At 38.6% G+C, this 16,422-nt stretch carries 24 protein-coding genes, 1 other RNA gene and 1 pseudogene; 19 read left to right on the forward strand and 7 right to left on the reverse strand.

Features of this window, described 5'->3' with window-relative positions; genetic code table 11:
* The 3 genes and pseudogenes from ABPH35_RS02055 to galE all read left to right on the forward strand — a co-directional run.
* Positions 1-108: pseudogene (locus ABPH35_RS02055) on the forward strand (IS30 family transposase); the annotation flags it as partial.
* Between the two features lie 127 nt (positions 109-235).
* Positions 236-412 (forward strand): 30S ribosomal protein S21, encoded by a 177-nt coding sequence (gene rpsU, locus ABPH35_RS02060; protein WP_000048054.1) that lies wholly within the window; start codon positions 236-238, stop codon positions 410-412.
* Between the two features lie 62 nt (positions 413-474).
* Positions 475-1,488, forward strand: coding sequence for a UDP-glucose 4-epimerase GalE (gene galE, locus ABPH35_RS02065; protein ID WP_349988023.1), 1,014 nt, complete (start codon positions 475-477; stop codon positions 1,486-1,488).
* A 94-nt stretch (positions 1,489-1,582) separates the two neighbouring features.
* On the opposite strand, the gene mscL is transcribed toward galE, so the two are convergent.
* The gene (mscL, locus tag ABPH35_RS02070) at positions 1,583-1,975 is read right to left on the reverse strand and encodes a large conductance mechanosensitive channel protein MscL (protein ID WP_349988024.1); all 393 of its coding nucleotides are present in this window, start codon (positions 1,973-1,975) and stop codon (positions 1,583-1,585) included.
* 162 nt (positions 1,976-2,137) lie between these two features.
* Between mscL and dnaG the strand changes: the two genes are divergently transcribed.
* The 3 genes from dnaG (at position 2,138) to ABPH35_RS02085 (ending at position 5,626) form a co-directional block, all read left to right on the forward strand.
* Positions 2,138-3,928, forward strand: a complete 1,791-nt coding sequence (gene dnaG / locus ABPH35_RS02075) for a DNA primase (protein ID WP_349988025.1) — start codon at positions 2,138-2,140, stop codon at positions 3,926-3,928.
* A gap of 2 nt (positions 3,929-3,930) precedes the next feature.
* Positions 3,931-5,049 carry an RNA polymerase sigma factor RpoD gene (gene rpoD / locus ABPH35_RS02080; RefSeq protein ID WP_349988026.1) on the forward strand — a complete coding sequence of 373 codons (1,119 nt, stop codon included), beginning with the start codon at positions 3,931-3,933 and terminating at the stop codon, positions 5,047-5,049.
* A gap of 253 nt (positions 5,050-5,302) precedes the next feature.
* Complete coding sequence (locus ABPH35_RS02085) at positions 5,303-5,626, forward strand: metal-sulfur cluster assembly factor (RefSeq protein ID WP_349988027.1); 324 nt, start codon at positions 5,303-5,305, stop codon at positions 5,624-5,626.
* A gap of 37 nt (positions 5,627-5,663) precedes the next feature.
* Here the strand turns inward: ABPH35_RS02085 and ABPH35_RS02090 are convergent, their stop codons facing one another.
* Positions 5,664-6,257: a TVP38/TMEM64 family protein gene (locus tag ABPH35_RS02090; protein ID WP_349988028.1), complete on the reverse strand. Its 594-nt coding sequence runs from the start codon at positions 6,255-6,257 to the stop codon at positions 5,664-5,666.
* Between the two features lie 102 nt (positions 6,258-6,359).
* Here ABPH35_RS02090 and ssrA point away from each other — a divergent pair.
* Positions 6,360-6,710: a transfer-messenger RNA gene (gene ssrA, locus ABPH35_RS02095) on the forward strand.
* A 138-nt stretch (positions 6,711-6,848) separates the two neighbouring features.
* Here ssrA and ABPH35_RS02100 read toward each other — a convergent pair.
* From ABPH35_RS02100 to ABPH35_RS02115, 4 genes are all read right to left on the reverse strand, one after another.
* The gene (locus tag ABPH35_RS02100) at positions 6,849-7,931 is read right to left on the reverse strand and encodes a tyrosine-type recombinase/integrase (RefSeq protein WP_368849525.1); all 1,083 of its coding nucleotides are present in this window, start codon (positions 7,929-7,931) and stop codon (positions 6,849-6,851) included.
* A 245-nt stretch (positions 7,932-8,176) separates the two neighbouring features.
* A complete protein-coding gene (locus tag ABPH35_RS02105; protein WP_349988030.1) occupies positions 8,177-9,220 on the reverse strand; it encodes an Abi family protein in 1,044 nt (347 codons plus the stop codon).
* A 3-nt stretch (positions 9,221-9,223) separates the two neighbouring features.
* Entirely contained in the window at positions 9,224-9,643 is a 420-nt protein-coding gene (locus tag ABPH35_RS02110) for a hypothetical protein (RefSeq protein ID WP_349988031.1), read from the reverse strand.
* 67 nt (positions 9,644-9,710) lie between these two features.
* Complete coding sequence (locus tag ABPH35_RS02115; protein ID WP_368849526.1) at positions 9,711-10,487, reverse strand: S24 family peptidase; 777 nt, start codon at positions 10,485-10,487, stop codon at positions 9,711-9,713.
* A 487-nt stretch (positions 10,488-10,974) separates the two neighbouring features.
* Here ABPH35_RS02115 and ABPH35_RS02120 point away from each other — a divergent pair, with 487 nt between their 5' ends.
* From ABPH35_RS02120 to ABPH35_RS02130, 3 genes are all read left to right on the forward strand, one after another.
* The gene (locus ABPH35_RS02120) at positions 10,975-11,211 is read left to right on the forward strand and encodes an XRE family transcriptional regulator (protein WP_349988033.1); all 237 of its coding nucleotides are present in this window, start codon (positions 10,975-10,977) and stop codon (positions 11,209-11,211) included.
* Between the two features lie 135 nt (positions 11,212-11,346).
* Positions 11,347-11,538: a helix-turn-helix domain-containing protein gene (locus ABPH35_RS02125; protein WP_368849527.1), complete on the forward strand. Its 192-nt coding sequence runs from the start codon at positions 11,347-11,349 to the stop codon at positions 11,536-11,538.
* Positions 11,539-11,628: 90 nt separating this feature from the next.
* Entirely contained in the window at positions 11,629-11,772 is a 144-nt protein-coding gene (locus ABPH35_RS02130; protein WP_368849528.1) for a hypothetical protein, read from the forward strand.
* On the opposite strand, the gene ABPH35_RS02135 is transcribed toward ABPH35_RS02130, so the two are convergent.
* On the reverse strand, positions 11,765-12,451 hold the full coding sequence (locus ABPH35_RS02135; protein ID WP_368849529.1) for a DUF4145 domain-containing protein: 687 nt from the start codon (positions 12,449-12,451) through the stop codon (positions 11,765-11,767). The two genes, ABPH35_RS02130 and ABPH35_RS02135, sit on opposite strands and share 8 nt — an antisense overlap.
* A gap of 53 nt (positions 12,452-12,504) precedes the next feature.
* On the opposite strand from ABPH35_RS02135, the gene ABPH35_RS02140 reads away from it, so the two are divergent.
* The 9 genes from ABPH35_RS02140 to ssb all read left to right on the forward strand — a co-directional run bounded on the left by ABPH35_RS02140 (position 12,505) and on the right by ssb (position 16,419).
* Positions 12,505-12,633: a hypothetical protein gene (locus tag ABPH35_RS02140; protein ID WP_368849530.1), complete on the forward strand. Its 129-nt coding sequence runs from the start codon at positions 12,505-12,507 to the stop codon at positions 12,631-12,633.
* Between the two features lie 47 nt (positions 12,634-12,680).
* Positions 12,681-12,869 (forward strand): helix-turn-helix domain-containing protein, encoded by a 189-nt coding sequence (locus ABPH35_RS02145; protein WP_349988038.1) that lies wholly within the window; start codon positions 12,681-12,683, stop codon positions 12,867-12,869.
* Between the two features lie 68 nt (positions 12,870-12,937).
* A complete protein-coding gene (locus ABPH35_RS02150) occupies positions 12,938-13,666 on the forward strand; it encodes a phage antirepressor KilAC domain-containing protein (RefSeq protein WP_368849531.1) in 729 nt (242 codons plus the stop codon).
* A gap of 12 nt (positions 13,667-13,678) precedes the next feature.
* Positions 13,679-13,900, forward strand: coding sequence for a hypothetical protein (locus tag ABPH35_RS02155; RefSeq protein ID WP_368849532.1), 222 nt, complete (start codon positions 13,679-13,681; stop codon positions 13,898-13,900).
* Positions 13,901-14,036: 136 nt separating this feature from the next.
* Positions 14,037-14,321, forward strand: coding sequence for a helix-turn-helix domain-containing protein (locus ABPH35_RS02160; RefSeq protein ID WP_349988043.1), 285 nt, complete (start codon positions 14,037-14,039; stop codon positions 14,319-14,321).
* Positions 14,318-14,554 carry a hypothetical protein gene (locus ABPH35_RS02165; protein ID WP_349988044.1) on the forward strand — a complete coding sequence of 79 codons (237 nt, stop codon included), beginning with the start codon at positions 14,318-14,320 and terminating at the stop codon, positions 14,552-14,554. Before ABPH35_RS02160 ends, ABPH35_RS02165 begins: the two co-directional genes overlap by 4 nt.
* The gene (locus ABPH35_RS02170) at positions 14,544-14,783 is read left to right on the forward strand and encodes a hypothetical protein (protein WP_368849533.1); all 240 of its coding nucleotides are present in this window, start codon (positions 14,544-14,546) and stop codon (positions 14,781-14,783) included. Before ABPH35_RS02165 ends, ABPH35_RS02170 begins: the two co-directional genes overlap by 11 nt.
* A gap of 9 nt (positions 14,784-14,792) precedes the next feature.
* Positions 14,793-15,635 (forward strand): DnaD domain protein, encoded by an 843-nt coding sequence (locus ABPH35_RS02175; RefSeq protein ID WP_368849534.1) that lies wholly within the window; start codon positions 14,793-14,795, stop codon positions 15,633-15,635.
* A 361-nt stretch (positions 15,636-15,996) separates the two neighbouring features.
* Positions 15,997-16,419, forward strand: a complete 423-nt coding sequence (gene ssb / locus ABPH35_RS02180; RefSeq protein WP_368849535.1) for a single-stranded DNA-binding protein — start codon at positions 15,997-15,999, stop codon at positions 16,417-16,419.
* Positions 16,420-16,422: the final 3 nt, after the last annotated feature.

Consider the following 16,422-nt stretch of genomic DNA (forward strand, 5'->3'; position numbering starts at 1 on the left):
AAAAATGCGACGCAACAACAAGTCGCATTTATTGAAAACTGGATTAACAACTATCCAAAGAAGATATTGGGTTACAAATCTCCTAGAGAATTTTTACAGACTGGCTAACTTGAACTTGAAATTTAGCAAAAAGAAAAGCAAGGTAAAGTTTGAGAAAATTTCTGTAAACAGCTTGACAAAGTGAAGGGATAGAAGTATAATAGTGTAGACTTTGAAATTGAGGGGAGTGAAAATAATGTCAAAAACAGTTGTACGCAAGAACGAATCACTTGATGATGCTCTTCGTCGTTTCAAACGTGCGGTTACCAAAGCTGGTACTCTTCAAGAAACACGCAAACGTGAATTCTACGAAAAACCATCTGTAAAACGTAAACGCAAATCAGAAGCAGCTCGCAAGCGTAAAAAATTCTAACATTTGAAAAACAGCTGTAAGGCTGTTTTTTGTCTATTCTATACAGATATAAAGGGGTTATCATGAGTATTTTAGTAACTGGTGGTACAGGTTATATTGGAAGCCATACGGTAGTTGAATTGTTAAAATTAGGTAAAGAAGTCGTAATTGTCGATAATTTATCCAATTCAAGTTTATTGGTCTTAGATCGAATCAAGGAAATAACAGGAAAAACTCCTACCTTTTATGAGTTAGATGTGGCAGATAAGACTGGCCTTCGAGCTATATTTGAAAAGGAAAAAATCAACGCTGCGATTCATTTTGCAGGTTATAAAGCAGTTGGGGAGTCAGTTGAAAAGCCTGTCATGTATTATGAAAATAATATCATGACGACACTTGCTTTGGTTGAAGTAATGGCCGAATTTGGAGTGAAAAAAGTAGTTTTTAGCTCAAGTGCGACGGTCTATGGCTTGAGTAATCCTTCTCCACTCATTGAAACAATGCCAACCAGCGCGACCAATCCCTACGGCTATACCAAGGTGATGTTGGAGCAAATTTTACGAGATGTAGCAGTAGCAGATGCGGAATGGAGTATTGCCTTACTCCGCTATTTCAATCCAATTGGAGCCCACGAGTCAGGTTTAATTGGTGAAGATCCTGCAGGGATTCCAAATAATCTCATGCCCTTTATTGCGCAAGTAGCTGTTGGGAAACGTTCTGAACTAAGCATTTTCGGAAATGATTATGATACAGTGGACGGAACAGGAGTCCGTGATTACATTCACGTTGTGGATCTAGCACTCGGTCATATCAAGGCTTTGGAGAAGATTGCAGATACGACAGGTGTTTATACGTATAATCTTGGCTCAGGGCAAGGCACAAGTGTTTTAGAGCTTGTACAGGCCTTTGAAAAAGTCAATGGTGTGCCAGTACCATATAAGATTGTTAATCGCCGCCCTGGAGATGTAGCAACCTGCTTTGCAAATAGCGACAAGGCTCTTTCAGAGTTAAACTGGAAAACTGAAAAAACAATTGAAGATATGTGTCGCGACACATGGAATTGGCAATCAAAGAACCCGAATGGATATGAGAAATAAGAAAACTAAAGGAGTTGGAGAAATCTGGCTTCTTTTTCCATAGTGGTATTGCTTTTTAGCATAAAAAAGACAGGTTTCCCTGTCCTTTTCGTTATTATTTATTTTTCAACAAATCGCGGATTTCAGCGAGCAATTCTTCTTGAGTTGGTCCAGCAACTTCAGCAGCTGCAGCTTCGTCAATAGCTTCTTGTTTTTTGGCAAGATTTTGTGCTTTTTCCATCCCTTTTACGATGAAGAAGAGAACTGTACCAACAATGACAAAGTTGATAACAGCACTCAAGAAGTTACCGTAAGCAACACCATTCCAGCTAAGTTCAGCAATCTTATCCGCACCAGCAGCTTTCAAAGCAGGTGTCAAGAAAAGTGGGGTAATTACATCTTGAACCAATGAAGTGATAATAGCACCGAAAGCAGTAGCGATGATCACACCGACTGCCAAATCAACAACATTACCGCGTAGTAAAAACGCTTTTAGATCTTTTAACATATCCTAAATATGTCCTTTCATAAAAATTAACAGTCTTTATTATAGTCCGAAATGTTTTTTTTTACAAGTAATCTAGCTCGGAAATTTTACTTTTTTACATTTTTAGTATAAAATAGAACATGTTATAATAGCTGGGATTGTGCACTGAAAGGAGGTGTCCTAATGATTTCAAAAGAGAAAATCAATGAAGTTAAACAGGCAGTCAATATTGTTGATGTCATTGGTGAAACAATCTCCTTAACCAAAGCAGGACGTAATTTCTTGGGTTTGTGTCCCTTTCATGGTGAGAAAACACCGTCCTTTAATGTGGTAGAAGACAAGCAATTTTTTCATTGCTTTGGCTGTGGAAAGTCAGGGGATGTGTTTAAATTTATTGAGGAATACCGTGGTATCTCCTTCACAGACAGCGTCCAGGTAGTGGCTGAAAAGGCTGGGATTCAGCTGGAACAGCAAGCGGTTATTCAGAGAGAAAGACAGGCACATCCTCATCAAGTTCTCTTTGATATTCACGCAGAGGCAGAAAAATTTTATCATGCTCTCTTGATGACGACTAAAATGGGTGCGGAAGCTAGACAGTATTTGCATCAAAGAGGTTTGACGGATGAGGTTATCAAGTACTTTCAACTTGGACTTGCACCGCAGGAGCAAAATTATCTGTACAGACATTTGTCTGATAAGTTTACTGAACAGGATTTGCTCGCTTCAGGTTTGTTTAATCCTGCTGAAAATAACTTGATCTATGATGCCTTTCAGGGAAGAATTATGTTTCCCTTGACGGATGAGCATGGACGGGTGCTTGCTTTTTCAGGACGGATTTGGCAGCAAAAAGATAGTGAAAATAAACAAGTCGCCAAATATAAAAATAGTAGAAGTACTGCCATTTTTAATAAAAGTTATGAGCTATATCATTTAGATAAGGCCAAGGCAAGTATCAAGAAAAGCCATGAAGTTTATTTAATGGAAGGCTTTATGGATGTCATTGCAGCTCATCGTGCGGGAGTTGACAATGCGGTTGCCTCAATGGGGACAGCCTTAACTAGAGAACATGTTCACCATTTAGCAAAATTCTGTAAAAAGGTGATTTTAACTTATGACGGAGATGGAGCAGGACAGGCTGCGACCGCAAAGGCTTTGGAGAAATTGCAAGCATTTCAAGTAGAAATTATCAGTCTGCCTGAAAACATGGATCCTGATGAGTTCCTTACGAGGAATTCCGAGGAGCTCTTGCATCAAGTTTTGACCAATAGTCGCATTAGCGATGTTGAATTTCTGATTCAGTATCTCAAGCCTGAAAATCCAGATACTTTACAAATACAGATTGATTTTGTAGATCAAATTGCTCCCATTATTGCCAAAAACAAGTCGATTACGGCACAAAATTCGTATATATATAAGGTGGCGGATATTTTACCTGACTTCAACTATGGTCAGGTAGAAGATGTAGTCAATCGTCTGCGTGTACATGAGCGACAGGCCAGAAGTCAGACGGTTTTGTCTGGTCAGAATGTGTCGCCATCATTTACAGCAGAATTACCACGGCAAGCTCGGTTATCTCGGTTGGTACGAGCGGAGAATCATTTATTATACCGCATGGTAACTCATCTTTATATTCTAAATGATTACCGTTTAAGAGAAGATTTTGCCTTTTTTACACCAGAATTACAGGTCTTATTTGAATTGTTAAAGGAACATGGGGAGGTGACTGCTTATGATTTGGCACAGCAAACAGAACAGGTCCAACGGGCCTGGTATCAGGTATTGGAGGAAAAATTGCCAGAGGAGGTAGGCGAAAACGAACTGGAAGAGCTAGAAAGGCAGCGGCAACAAGAACAGCTGAAACGAGAAAATCAACAGAAATCGCGAGTTATTCGAGAACAGGTTCATATTGGCAATACCGAAGCAGCACTTGATGAATTGGCACAACTCATTGCACAGAAAAGAAAAATGGAGTAACTATGACTGTAAAAAAAGATAAAAAACAAGAAGTAACCACTTTTGATGTTCAAGTTGCGGATTTTATCCGTAACCATAAAAAAGAGGGTATAGCAACAGATGATGCAATCAATGATCAGTTGGTCATACCGTTCACCTTGGATGCAGATGGAATTGATGACTTGTTGCAACGAATCCAGGATGCTGGGATTGCAATTGTTGATAAAAACGGCAATCCAAGTGCGCGTGCTCTCCAAGTTGAAGAAGAACCTGAATTGACAGATGAAGAGTTACTCGGTAGCAATTCTGCTAAAGTAAATGATCCTGTGCGCATGTACTTGAAAGAGATTGGGGTTGTTCCACTCTTGACCAATGAAGAAGAACAAGAATTAGCTCTAGCGGTAGAAGCTGGTGATCCAGAAGCTAAGCAACGCCTTGCAGAAGCCAATCTTCGTTTGGTCGTTTCGATTGCTAAGCGCTATGTCGGTCGTGGTATGCAATTCTTAGATTTAATCCAAGAAGGAAATATGGGCTTGATGAAAGCCGTTGATAAGTTTGATTACTCAAAAGGTTTCAAGTTTTCAACCTATGCAACATGGTGGATTCGTCAAGCTATTACACGAGCTATTGCTGATCAGGCTCGCACTATTCGGATTCCAGTTCATATGGTTGAAACCATCAATAAATTGGTCCGTGAACAGCGCAATTTACTCCAAGAATTGGGACAAGATCCAACACCAGAGCAGATTGCTGAACGCATGGACATGACACCTGATAAGGTCCGTGAAATATTGAAGATAGCCCAAGAACCTGTTTCACTTGAAACGCCGATTGGGGAAGAAGACGATAGCCATCTTGGTGATTTTATCGAAGACGAAGTAATTGAAAATCCAGTGGACTACACCACACGTGTTGTCCTTCGTGAACAACTAGACGAAGTCTTGGATACACTGACAGACCGTGAAGAAAATGTTCTTCGCCTGCGTTTTGGACTGGATGATGGGAAAATGCGTACGCTAGAAGATGTCGGTAAAGTCTTTAACGTTACCCGCGAACGCATCCGCCAAATTGAAGCAAAAGCCCTCCGCAAACTCCGCCACCCAAGCAGAAGCAAACCATTGCGCGACTTTATTGAGGATTAAAAACCTCCAGTGGAGGTTTTTAACGCCTGCCCAGAAATTGGAGAGCAGGCCACGGATAGGCAGTATCAGCGCCCACCTAAAAATACGAGAGTGGGCCAGTTCGGTGAACCGTTTTAACGATCGCTCGAAAACCAGAAAGCGAGCCAGTCGAGTGGAGGTTTTTAACGCCTGTCTAGAAATACGACAGCAGGTCTACGGATAGGTAGTATCAGCACTCATTTTTATAAACTATAGTATGAGGAGACAGCTATCAATGGCTTATACAGAAGAACAAGTAAAAGAAATTCAGGAACAGATTTTTCATGCCCTAGAAGAAGTCATTGATCCTGAATTAGGAATTGATATTATCAATCTTGGGTTAATTTATGAGATTCGCTTCATAGATGGCAAAACAGAGATTGATATGACTTTAACGACGATGGGGTGCCCTTTGGCTGATTTGATTACGGATCAGATTTATGATGTATTAGGGACGATTCCAGAAGTGACAGAAGTAGATGTTCGTCTCGTCTGGTCACCAGCTTGGACGGTTCAGAAAATGAGTCGTTATGCACGGATTGCTCTAGGTATCAAATAAGTAAAAACTTCGTTAGAATAGATTTCTAACGAAGTTTTTACTTAAGAAAATGTTGTAACCACTGTCCACCATAAATCCATAGGAAACTATAAGCAACGATGGAAAATGGACGGCAAAGAAGGATGATGGTCGTAAATTTGCGATAGCTCATGCTAGTTAATCCAGTAATCATTACAAGGACATCAGCTGGCGATACAGGGGAAAGCATACAAAGGATAAAAAAGATTTCATAGCTTTTCTTGTTGTCAATCTTACTTTCATATTTATAAAATGTTTCTTCTGTCATAAAGAGCAGGCAGAAGGCTTTGCCGTATTTTCGTGCTAGCCAAAAAAGAATGACACTGCCAATTGAAATTCCAACATAATTGACGACAAATCCCCACCAATGGCCAAAGACAAGAAAGCCAACAACGGTTGTGACACCGCCTGGAATAATTGGAAAAACAACTTGAATAATTTGAATAAAAATATATGTCAAACTACCAAAGGCACCATGATTTTTTATCGTGTCTGCCAGGACATTTTGATCATTTAAAATTCCAATTTTATATAACCAAATCACAAGTATGACACTTGCAACCAAGGTGAAAATACTAAGGATTTGAAAGGTTTTTTGCCAAAATTTATACATACCTCTATTCTATCACACATTTTGCTGTTTTGGAAAAGAGAAAATTGAAATCTATTGCTATTTTTTATCTAATCTGGTATAATGGTAAGGTGCTCTAATCGAGGGGTCGTTACGGATTCGACAGGCATTATGAGGCTTGTTCTGCAACTCATCTAGCGGATGTAAAACGCCAGTTAAATATAACTGCAAAAAATACAAATTCTTACGCATTAGTAGCTTAATAACCTGCCTGCGTGACTAGTAGAGCGGATTGCTTGTGTCTGCTTCCTAGTCTTAAAATAAGCAAGCTACGTTAGAATTGTGTCAGTAAATTCTAAAAGAGATGCACTGAATCGCTTGTATAGGACTTGAGTTATGTGTCGTATTCAAGTTAAATCAAGACATAACCTATAGTTGTAGATGAATAGGTTGGCAGGTGTTTGGACGTGGGTTCGACTCCCACCGGCTCCATTATATATTTTTATTCTTTTGTAAAAGTTCGTAAAACGTTGATTTGACAACGTTTTTAAATTTTTCTTTTTTGGTCATTTTTACTGTTTTTTGAAAAAGGCAGACCCAAAAACAGACCCTTTTTTGAAAAGAGTCTGTTTTTTAGAAATCGATATAGTTTGAGAATTTTTCTCCGATGTCATCTTTGGCTTGCTTGGTGATATGGGTATAGATGTTCATTGTTGTTTTTAGGTCAGAGTGTCCTAGGCGATATTGGACTTGTTTGAGGGTCATTCCTGCTTCAAAGCAGAGACTGGCATGTGTATGCCTGAATTGATGGATTGTTATTGGTCGGAGTGTTGTTTCTTTGAGGATTTGTAAGAGCCATTTTCTAGGTAGGGAGCTGGAGAGGTGACTGCCGTTTTCTGATTCAAACATGAATTTGGTGTGCGGAAATTGTTTTTTTAGCTCGAGGAGGATTTCTTTGGTCTGTTTGTCAATGCTGACAAGGCGGTTGCTGCTTGCTGTCTTGGTGAGACCTATTTCTTCGCCTCCAAATCCTCGTGTAATGGCCTTTTTTATCTGTATGGTATCTTCTATCAAGTCGTCCCATTGGAGGGCTAAAAGCTCCCCTTTTCGGATTCCTGTGAAGGCTAGAAGGCGAAAGAGGGCAATCTTTTCTATATCTTGCGTTTTTTCAACGTAGGAAAGAAAGGTTTTTAATTCATCTTTGTCATAAAAATCGATGTCATCTTCTGTCCGTTTTTTGGCAGGAGTCACAACACCGTCCATGGGGTTTCTCTCTAAATAGCCATAGCGGATGGCATACTTGAAGAGGTTAGAAGCTAGTCCTTTGAGTTTTCGGCCGTAAACTAGTTTTCTCATCCATGAGTTGAGATGTTCTTGCATTTGCAATGGTGTGATGTTTGCTACTTTTTCTGATCCAATGGTTGGCAGGATATGATTTTTTATCAGTCGTTCAGTCTTGATGTAGGTGCTTTCTTGGACTGTTTCATAGTATTCTTTCAGCCATTTTTTGCTGATTTCTTCAACGGTGATGTCCTTTTTGATTTCAGAAGCATTTTCCAGTTCTTCTTGAAGTTGGAGAAGTGCGCTTCTAGCTTTCCCCTTTGTTGGGAATCCCTGGCGCTTGATGTACTTGTCTTTTCCATTTTCTTTTCCAACATAAACACGGAAACCATAAGCAGTAGTGCCATTTTTCTTTTTATAGGACTTTATTTCCATTGCTTTTATCCTCATTTCTTGGTAAAATGGGTACAGTAAAGGGACCTACTGCAAAGCAGGTTTTTACTATACACAATCGCCTTACGCTCTCCTCGACCAAAATTTGAACGTAGGGCTTTTTTATTTAATAAAATTATTTTATTTTTTGTATAGGTACAAAAAAAGGTAGCCTCCGAAAAGAACTACCGCAATTACTATTACCAGTATACTCTTTTGAAGTGGAGTTGTCAAGGGAAAATCAAGAACTACTGAATAAATTTTTTCAAATCTATTATTTTTTGTAGCGCATCTGTTCCAAATATGAGTTGCATGTTAGAGGAGTTAATTTTTTGATTATACTCCTTTATTGTTTTTTCATAAGAAGTTACAAATGCCAATAGTTCAGTCTTGCTAAATCGAAGTTTCTTTAAATAAAAAACAATTAGAACAATATAATCGGTAATAGTTGTAAAATCTATATTAGCTAGACCAGTATGTTTTTCAACGAATGTCATAGGTCCCTTTTTAATTTTTATAGTCCTGAATCGACAATCAAAGACGACACTATTGTGTGCGATAGCATTACGTAGTTCTTTTAGTATGAATACATGCCTTGCTAGTATTTCTTTCTTAGTGTCTAGGCTAACATCATACACACAAAGAGAATTTAATAGTTTTTCTCTATTAGCATTATTAAGTCTTGTAACAATTGCGCCAAGGTCGCCCAAGGTAATGTGCTCAAAGATTGCCCATATAGGAACAGGTTTATTTTTATGGAGATAATGCTTCAGTATATTACTGTTTTTATACATTTCAGATATGCGACTCTCTAGCCTGCTTTTTAGTTTAAGATGATTCTCCATCTCTGTACTATAGTCCTTACTGTTTTTGGGAAAATCATCAAAATGATTTAGTCTATTTTTAAAAATAAAATTAAGATCTGTATGGTTATTTTCTACAATTGTTTCAAGCGTGTAGTTACTGATAGCAGTTTCAAACTTCATCATCTCTGGATATAGTAACGCTTTTAGGGTGCTATCCAAATCATAAATATTTTTCACGTCATTAAAGTTTTGAATGTTTAATGGAGAGTTCTTCTTTTTTACAAATTTATATGCTTTATAACCGTGGTAATATCCAATATTTCTCAATTTTCTCTTTTGATTGCTACCAGATATTGCTATGTTGTGTTTTTTTCTTATATGCCTCATTAAGGCATCGATAGACTTTCCTTTTTTCGTCTGTGGAGTAGTATGTAGTTGTGTAACCTTGTTAGAGTTACCTAAGTTAATATTTGATGTATCAGCCATATCCTACTCCTTAACGATAGTAAGGTATTGATAATAAGTATCTAGCACTTCGCCACTAATATCAAGAAAAGTAAACAGAAATAGATAGTCTCCTTCGCTTTCCAAGATAATATTAAAATCAATATTTCCCTGTGCTTTTCCTAGAGTCCCAGATTTGTAAGACATTTGATAGGCTGGAATGTTTACTCGGGTAGCATGTACTGGTATAGTATGCAATGACTCCGTAATCAAAGAGACGGATAATGTATAATCATAGTCGCTTATAATATTAAAAAAATCTATTTCTGCATATAACGGTAATGTAGCTGGTAAGAAGTCAATTGTATTCGCTGTCGGTAAAAGAGAGTTGTCTCCACTGTGTGCAATACGTACCGCAGCAATCTTTGCTTTAAATAAATTTTCTTTCAGCGGAATAGCTGTCATAATAACCTCCTTTATTCAATCAATCCATAATATCCTCTCTGACCATAGCCTCATCTGCTATGGTTTTTTATTTCTCCCTATAAACACTTACAACCTCACCAATCGTTCGGATGTCGTCATGGTCTTTGAAGTCGATGTCTTTATAATCTTTGTTGAGGGATTCGAGGTAGCCGTTTTTGAGTTTTTTGACGTAGTTTTCGCCGTCAACCTGAAAGATGCCAATTGTGTTAATGTCAACAGAATTGGTGAGCTTGATAAAGAGGAAGTCGCCGTTTTTTATCTTTGGCTCCATGGAATGGCCAACGACGATAGCAATCGTGTCGTAGTCGTCATCGTCTGGGATGTCATCTTCGTAGAAAGATACGATCGTGTCGTAGTCATCTTCTTGCCAGTAGCCTGTCCCTGCTGAAACTTTACCTGGTGCAGATTTTTCAACGCGCTTTCTAGCTTCGTACTCAACTCTTTTTTCAGAGATAGATGTTACCTTGTTTTCTGGTTGGGGAGTATTTTCTTTTATTTGCTCCTCTAATTGCTCCGTAGCGTACTCCAGAACGTTTTCTTGGCGCTCTGGGTGTAATTGTACCACCTTATCATTTATCGCCTGTACGGTGCCATTTTTTGCGTCTGGTGAGGCGGTGGAGGTTTTGGATAAATCGAATAAATCTTGAGGAGATACTCCGAGAGCCTCGGCGTATTTTCGTATGTCAATTTCATCAAGATTTCTATTTCCGTTTTCATGATTGGAAATAGTATTCTGTTTAAAACCTGTAAGTTTTGCTAACTCAGTCTGAGTCATCTTTTTAGATTTTCTAATTGTTTTAATAGTATCACCGAGAATATTCATTAGTATATCCCCCTTTCACTACCTATTATAACACTATGAGATAAAAAAATAAATAAAAAAATCTCAAAAAGTGATAAAAAACTGTTGACATATATCTCAAAATGAGATATAATAATTACATAAGGTTGAGGGAGGTGATAAACTTGAGATACCGAAAACCTTACAAGACGGAAATACATATCCATCTTGAAAAAGAAAAAACTTCCCTAAAAAGGGAAGTCATGGTAGCAGTAATCAGTGCAATCGCAAGCGCCTTGATTACAAAGCTACTAGGTTAGGCGAGAGGGGCGAAAGCCCCCTACGCTTAATTGATTGACTTCATTATAGCATAGAAAGGATAGATAGACAATGAAAAAAAACAGTTTCTTTTATTGGGCGCTGATTATTTTAGTAGCTATCGGAGCTTCAGCGCTCGTGAACATTGCTTTCAAGCTGTTAGGGATATAGACTTTTGTAAGGTTTTCGGTAAAAAATACTAGTGAAAGGAGTGAAATTATTGAATAAAAAAGAAAGTGTTAAAGAAAAATTTTTAGTTCCAAAGGTTAAGTTGCGACAGGAGAGACTTTCCAGAGAATTGACGACGACTTTTATGGCTGATTTAATTGGATTGAAAAATCGGCGACAATATGAACTAAAGGAAAAAGGAGAAGCTCCTTTTAAAGATTATGAAATAGCAGTGATTTCTCAGCATTTTAAAATGTCAGAGAATGAACTGTTTTTCTAAAAAAATATATATCTCAAAATGAGATACATAATTAGTCAGACAAAAGTTCAAAAAAATTTGCTTGATAAACTACATTTATCAAAGTTTGTTGTTGACAAACACAACAAACTATAACTAATGGAGAGGAGGGCAGATATGACTTATGGTGAGCGCATGCGTAAGCTACGAGAGGGCAGTGGAATGTCCTTGCGTGAGCTGGCAGAAAAGTCGCTATTAGACTACTCGTTTTTATCTCGGGTAGAAAATAACTTACGTGCATTAACACTCCCACAGGCGAAGGCGGTGGCTCGTGAATTGGGCTGTACGGTGGATGAGCTTGTGGAGTAGGAAGGTCAGGGAAATGACCAAATAAAACAAGGCTGTATTGTTGCTGTTGTCGTTTGTGATACGGCAGATTGTGAAACGGAGGAAGAAGTGATGGAAGTAAAAGAAGTCTCTGTCGCGTTATCGGTGGAGAAAATGATTCGTTTGACACTGTTACGCGAGAATCCCAAAAGAGTGATTATTCAATATTATGACATGGACGGAAATTTAATCTTTGAATTAGATCCTGCTAGTTAGGTTTTCGTTGCGCTTGCTTATCAATATCCATATCTACAATATCTTGGAGCAACCGCTCATTTTCGTGGCGTTCGATATACCATTTTTGCATCAGTAACTCTATAAATTTGAGTAACTTGAGAGCTTCGTTGGGTTCGATATCAATAATTAAGTTAACATCTTTTTCTGGATGAGCGCCAATATTACCTAATTTTCTTAAGGCATCAAGAACAGTTTTAGTGCTGGGGTCGACTTTATCGCTTAAAGCTTTGATTTCGTCAAATAGTGTTGCCTTAGTGATTCCCCAAAAATCTCTAATCATTCCTTGTAAGCATCGTCTTGAGAGTGTAGCTGAAGCTTTTGGGCTAAGATTAAGAATGGCGTGAGCTTCTTCGTAGTCTTCCACAATGCCCTTTGGAATGTAATCGGGATATTGTTTAGCTTGAGAAATTGGGTGAAAATGGACAGTACGATTAGGAAATTGACTTCCAACTCCGATGATATCGATAGACACCTCTCTACAATTTGGGCAATCCATGATTTGTAATGTGATTAAATCACGTTTTGAAAATTCTACATTGTCGGAAGAGGCAATGTGCGCTCTGTCTTTTAAAAAGAAAAAGTCTACCTCTCTAAAAGTATTATAATGATTCGGTACAGAACAATCACAAAAGAGGCAAACTAATTTATTTGAATCCATAAGATTTCTCCAGTCATTTTATTTTTATTATACCACAAGAAAGGAGGGAGAGGATGAGACCATATAACAAAAAAGAACCTGCACAAAAGCAAGTTCAGGACGTTATTACCTGTGTAGGTAATACTATAGTTACCGCGAATATTAACGGCATAGAGTTGAAAGCACCTAAAATTATTGTATAGGCGTTATAGATTCAAAACACTATATATGGTGTCAGGGAGGGAAAGTTATGTGGCAGAGAATCAAGCAAATTATGGATGAAAAAGGTATGACGATGTATGCCGTTAGTAAGAAAGCTGGTATCAATCAGAATGTATTGATTGATTTGAAAGCTGGTCGGAGCAAACGTATTTATTTTGACAACATGGTGAAAATCGCTGACGCACTAGATGTCAGCTTGGATGAATTTAGAAAATAAACACAAAACTGATATCTTTTGGAAGATATTTGAAAATTTCTGAAATTACCTACATAGAAAGGAGCAATATGCATAGCATTATACAAGTTACAGTTAACGAGCAACAAGAGCCGGTCGTATCTGGTAGGCAGCTACATGAGATTTTAGAAGTTAAGACACGGTATGATAACTGGTTTAATCGTATGACGGAATATGGTTTTATTGAAAATCAAGATTATCTAGTAACGTCCATTTTTGGACACAACTCAAATGGTGGAAAGCAGAACAAGGTTGACCACATCATCAAATTAGATATGGCCAAAGAAATCGCCATGATACAGCGTACTGATAAAGGTAAGCGGGTTCGTCAGTATTTCATTCAAGTAGAAAAGGACTTTAATAGTCCAGAAAAAATCATGGCTAGAGCCTTACTTATGGCGGATAAGAAAGTTCATCAGTTAGAAGCGCAGATTGAGGCAGATAGGCCAAAGGTACTGTTCGCTGAAGCAGTAGAAGCAAGTTCAACCTCTATTTTGATTGGGGATTTTGCGAAAATCTTGCGACAGAATGGTTATAACATCGGACAGAATCGGCTGTTTGCTTGGCTACGTGATAATGGCTTCTTGATTCGCAAAAAGGGTGAGAGCTACAATATGCCAACGCAACGGAGCATGGATATGAAGCTGTTTGAAGTCAAGGAACGTACACATAATGAACCTAACGGGAGCATTCGTATCAGTAAGACCACCAAAATTACCGGTAAGGGTCAAACTTACTTCATTGATAAGTTCTTGAGTCAAGGTGTGGCAGTGGTGTAGGAGGGTATACACATGGAAAATAAACAAAAAACAATAGCAGAGATTATCGAAAAACATTTTGAACAGTTGATTGAAGATATTCTAGCTCATTCCAAAACTTATCAAGAAGCCGTGTCAAATGTATGGGATACACGTGCTAATATCAAGGAAATAGGGGCGTTAGAAAGAATTATCCGAGAAAATATTCGGAAACGCTCATTGAATCAAACAATAAAACCTAGCCTAAAAGACTAAAACAACGCTGTATTTCGAGAAGCGGCGGATTAAGAAGAATTAAAACAAGGTATTCTAATATAAAAAAGCCTGACGGCAATCAGGCTCTAAAAAACATATTTACTTGATTATAACATGGAATGGAGGGAGTTTCAAGATGATTGCGGAAATTTTTGGTCAATCATTTAAAGATGATCTTTTTAGAGAATTTGTGAATTTGCATAAGGAGGCTTATAGGCAGGCTAAAAAAGAGGTTGACAATGAGACAGAATGGGTCACAATAGAGCAACTTCAAAAGAAAACTGGTTGGGGTCGTAGTACTTTGGAAAAGTGGCGTGACCAGAAGAAGTTTCGCTATATGCAAAAGACAAAACGTGGGAAGTGTCTTTATGATTTGGATGATGTTAACCGTTTTTTAAGACAAAATAGCAAGGGGAAATGATGAAATTTATTGATAAATTAAAGGATTTTTTGGGGCTGAATGCTGTTAAAGAAGAGCAGTCGGATATTGTTTTGATGGATGTCAAGGAGTGGAAGCGGATTGCGCAGGAGAAGCATGAGGAGGCTATCTTGTATCAGGAGCTGTACAATGAGGCGATGTATGAGAATCACCGTTTGCGTAAGATGGTTCAATCATTTGAGGATATGAGAAAGGCGGAAGTGTATGCTGAGTGAGTTGTTAGGTGGAATCAGTGTTGTGGCGCTTATTCTGGTGCTGTGTATGTTTGAAGCGCTCAAGGATATGATCCGTGAGGAAAGGGCGCAGAAAAGGCACAGGGAGTATGTGCGTATACAGCGTGAGAAGGAGGAGTACGCTTTGGCTGTTTTGGCTGCGTATCAGGCGGAGGAGAGAGAAATAGCCCGCCAATCGCTCCGTAATTGGCATAGGATTGATTTTGGATAGGAGGGTGTGATGGTTAAAACTCCGAAAAGATTTTACTGGTTGAAATTGGAAAAGCGTTTCTTTGACAGTAAAGAAATCAAGTTGTTGCGTAAAATTCCTGGTGGGGATACGTATACGATTATTTATCTTAAATTATTGCTTTCTAGTTTAGAAGTTGACGGTAAGATTTTATTTGAAGGAATTGGCAATGACTTGGCAGAGGATGTAGCTCTTGAAATTGATGAGGATGTTGAGGCAGTTCGTATTACGCTGAATTTCTTAGAACAAAAGCAATTGATGACCTACGAAGTGATGACAGATAGTTTTTTGCTGACGGAGGCGAAGGCGATGACAGGGCAAGAAGGTGCTAGTGCTGCAAGGATGCGGAGACATCGCGAGAAGAAACAAGTGTCACTTTGTGACAGCAGTGTGACCGAAAGTGACGATATAAAGAGAAAGAGAAAGAAAGAGATAGAGATAGATATAGAGTTAGAGCTAGATAAAGAGATAGAGCAAGAGAAAGAATTATCTAGTAGTAGTTGTATAAATAATAAAGAACTCATCAGAAAAATAGAAGAATCATTTGGTCGCTTGTTATCACCTATGGAAATTGAGGAAATTCAAAAATGGGTGTCAGACGATGGATATAAACCAGATGTCATTTTAGAGGCATTGAAAGAAGCAGTATTTAAAGCGAAGCCTAACTTGAGGTACATTCAAGGAATATTGAGAAACTGGAAGAATGACAATTTGACTACGGTTGAGTTGATTGAGGCGAAGCGAAGGGAGCGAGAAAATTCTCATGTCCCTAAAAATATTACAGCTTCTGATGAGTTTATGGAAGCGATGGATTACTGGAAGGATACGGATTGATGTTTATCTTAAAACATGGTTCAAAGCAGAGTAAGCCCTATCTGCATAATGCGGAGTTCAAATGTACTGGCATCGATTTGTCTTACTGCACTGAACCTAGAAGAGCGATGAAGTTTGCTTCTAGGGCGGTTGCGATTATGGTATCAAGAGCGTTGGTGGCTTATGGGAATTTTTATCCGATTGAGGAGGAAAAGCTTGAGCGGACTGGATAGGTTGTTTGCGATGCAGTCATGGTCATGGGCAAATGATTGTCACTTGAGAATGTCGGAGAAGGTCAGGTTGATGTCCTTGTCTGATCAGGAATTTAAAGATGAGCTGGATAGAATGGCTCGAGAAATCAAAGAAAGTAGGTATGTGAAGAATGATTAACAATGTAGTATTAGTTGGTCGTATGACCCGTGATGCGGAGCTGAGCTATACTCAGTCCAATCAAGCGGTGGCGACCTTTACGCTTGCGGTGAATCGGAATTTTAAAAATCAGAATGGTGAGCGAGAGGCGGATTTTGTCAATTGCGTCATCTGGCGACAACAGGCTGAGAATTTGGCCAACTGGGTTAAAAAGGGCAACTTGGTGGGAATTACTGGTCGGATCCAGACACGGAACTATGAAAATCAGCAGGGGCAACGTGTCTATGTGACAGAAGTGATTGCGGATAGTTTCCAACTGCTAGAAAGCAAGTCAAAAGAAAATAAGACGGCAAATCAGGCTTCAATGGAGCAACATGAGCCATATTTTGGACCAGCTAGTCCAGTGGATATTTCAGAAGATGATTTACCATTTTAGGAG

It is taken from the genome of Streptococcus handemini (genome assembly GCF_040984445.1).
Taxonomy (GTDB): domain Bacteria; phylum Bacillota; class Bacilli; order Lactobacillales; family Streptococcaceae; genus Streptococcus; species Streptococcus handemini.